The 2,776-nt window shown below is 44.9% G+C and carries 1 protein-coding gene and 1 pseudogene; both read left to right on the top strand.

Annotated features, from left to right (window positions below):
- Positions 1 to 118 precede the first annotated feature (118 nt).
- Positions 119 to 2,569 carry a phenylalanine--tRNA ligase subunit beta gene (gene pheT / locus IQ229_RS22550; RefSeq protein WP_194047574.1) on the top strand — a complete coding sequence of 817 codons (2,451 nt, stop codon included), beginning with the start codon at positions 119 to 121 and terminating at the stop codon, positions 2,567 to 2,569.
- A 126-nt stretch (positions 2,570 to 2,695) separates the two neighbouring features.
- A pseudogene (locus IQ229_RS25020) lies at positions 2,696 to 2,776 on the top strand (YciI family protein); the annotation flags it as partial.

The raw sequence follows: 2,776 nt of genomic DNA, 5'->3' as shown, positions 1-2,776 counted from the left end.
GTCTAACGTAGTAGGATTGTTCAAGTGAAAGGGTAAGCCTTGCGAGACGAGTAGCCATCGAGCGCTTCTTGCACCCTAAAATAAGAGCAAAAGACGATTCCTAAAACAAGCACACTCCATGCGTATTTCTCTAAATTGGCTGCGCGAACTAGTAGAGATAAAACTTAGTCCAGAAGAATTAGCCGAAACCCTGACAATGGCGGGGTTTGAGGTTGAAGAGATTGAAGACCGCCGCACTTGGGCAAATGGCGTGGTGATCGGCAAAGTGCTTGAGCGTCAACCCCATCCCAACGCCGATAAATTGAGTGTTTGCCAAGTGGATATTGGTACCGGTGAAATTTTAAATATTGTCTGTGGCGCTGCCAATGTGAAGGCAGATATATATGTCCCAGTGGCAACTACGGGTACTTACTTACCCAACATTGATTTAAAAATTAAACCCGCAAAACTACGTGGTGTCCCATCTCAGGGCATGATTTGTTCTTTAAAGGAACTCGGTTTGCCTACCGATGTAGACGGAATTCATATTTTTACCCAGGAAAATTTACCATTGGGTACTGATGTCCGGCCGTTGTTGGGTTTAGATGATGTAATTTTAGACCTCACCGCAACTGCCAATCGCGCTGATGCTCTGAGTATGGTAGGTGTAGCCAGAGAAGTCGCAGCTTTAACGGGTGGAAAGTTGAGCATTCCTGAACCTGCTGAAGTCTCTATTCCCAAAAATGCCGGAAATTTAGCTTTAAAAATTGCCGATACCCAAGCTTGTCCTGCATACATCGGTACGGTAATTGAACAAGTGAAAATTGCTCCATCTCCTGAATGGCTGCAACAGCGTTTGCGGGCGGCTGGGGTACGTCCCATCAGTAATGTGGTGGATATTACTAACTACGTTTTGTTGGAATGGGGACAACCACTGCACGCCTTTGACCGCGATCGCCTAAAATCTGTTGCAGGTAGCGAAAATTTAACCATCGGCGTTCGCTTCGTCAATAATGGAGAATCGCTCAAAACCCTGGATGGACAAACTCGCACCCTAACAATCCAAAATTTGTTAATCACCGCTAACGAAAAACCCGTTGCACTGGCGGGAGTCATGGGTGGGGAAGAAACAGAAGTCCATCAAGGTACTCAAAGCTTAGTTTTAGAAGCAGCTTTATTTGATTCCGTGGCAATTCGCCGTTCTTCCCGCAGTGTAGGGTTAAGAAGTGAGGCTTCTGGCAGATACGAACGGGGAGTTAACCGAGCTGAGTTGGAAGTAGCTAATCGCCGCGCCTTATCCTTAATTAGCGAATTGGCTAGTGGAATTCTTGTCCAGCAGGAAATTGCCGACACCCGCCCAGATCCTTCTACTTGGAGTCGTTCTATCGCCCTGCGTTTAGACCGCGTTAATCAAATATTGGGGCCGATAGATTTAGGAGAGGATACAGGTGAACTGCAAAAACAAGATGTTGAGCGCATCCTGACTGCATTGGGGTGTCAATTGACTCCTTCAGGAGAAGATACGAACCATCAACCTACATGGTCAGTTTCTGTTCCACCCTATCGTTACCGCGACTTAGAGCGAGAAATTGATTTAATTGAAGAAATCGCCCGACTTTATGGTTACAACAAATTCTGCGATACTTTACCAGAAAAAGCGGAAGCTGGTTATCTGCCTTTAGATGAGGAATTGATTCGCAAATTACGAGCTTTCCTCCGGGCTGAAGGATTGACAGAATTAATCCACTATTCTTTAGTCAAACCAGGAGAAGACAGAAATATAGTCCTGTCAAACCCGTTATTTGTTGAATATTCAGCGCTGCGAACCGATTTGATATCTGGGTTAATTGATGCCTTTCAATACAATTTAGAGCAGGGTAATGGCGCCCTTAACGGCTTTGAAATCGGGCAAATTTTCTGGCAAGAAGAAGACGGTTTGCAAGAAACAGAAGCCTTAGCGGGGATTATCGGAGGCGATCGCAATCTTGGCAAATGGTCAAAAAGTGGGCGTGAAGAACCCATCACCTGGTTTGAAGCCAAAGGCATTTTAGAAAGTGTATTTCGGCAACTGAGCTTGCAAATTGAATTTCAACCCGATCGCCGCGACGATCGCTTACATCCAGGACGCACCGCTTCTCTGTGGATTCGGGGTAACAGACTAGGGATTTTTGGGCAACTCCATCCCCAACTGCGACGAGAAAAAGGTTTACCAGATTCCGTTTATGTTTTTCAGTTGGATCTAGATGTGCTTTTAGATTCTCTGGGAGAAGATGAAGTTCTGGTGCCTACATTCCAGCCTTATTCTACATATCCAGCTAGCGATCGCGACATCGCCTTTTTCGCACCTGTAAAAATCTCAGTTGTCGAAATTGAAAAAGTAATTACCAAAGCTGGTAAAGATTTGCTCGAATCGGTGGAATTATTTGATGAATATCGGGGTGAAAACGTCCCCGAAGGACAGCGGAGTTTAGCATTCCGCTTAATTTATCGGGCTAGCGATCGTACTTTGACTGAGGCAGAAGTCGAACCAGTACACAATAAAGTCCGCGAAGCCTTGGTGGAAAAATTCGGCGTCAACTTGAGAAGTTAGTCATTTGTCATTTGTCATTTGTCATTTGCTAGGAGTGAGAAATTAATAATTCCTCACTCCCCGATGCACTGGCTGCAAAATCTAAAATCCAAAATCTAAAATCCAAAATCCAAAATAGTTTTAGCTATGCCTAAATATGTACTCTGGGGAACTTACTGCGAAGACGTTATCGAAAAACGCGCCCCTTATCGTCAAGCTCATTTAGAC

The sequence above is a fragment of the Nostoc cf. edaphicum LEGE 07299 genome (genome assembly GCF_015207245.1).
Taxonomy (GTDB): Bacteria; Cyanobacteriota; Cyanobacteriia; order Cyanobacteriales; family Nostocaceae; genus Nostoc; species Nostoc edaphicum_B.
The sequence above is the reverse complement of the archived record's forward strand: the minus strand, read 5'-3'. Positions and strand labels throughout refer to the sequence as shown.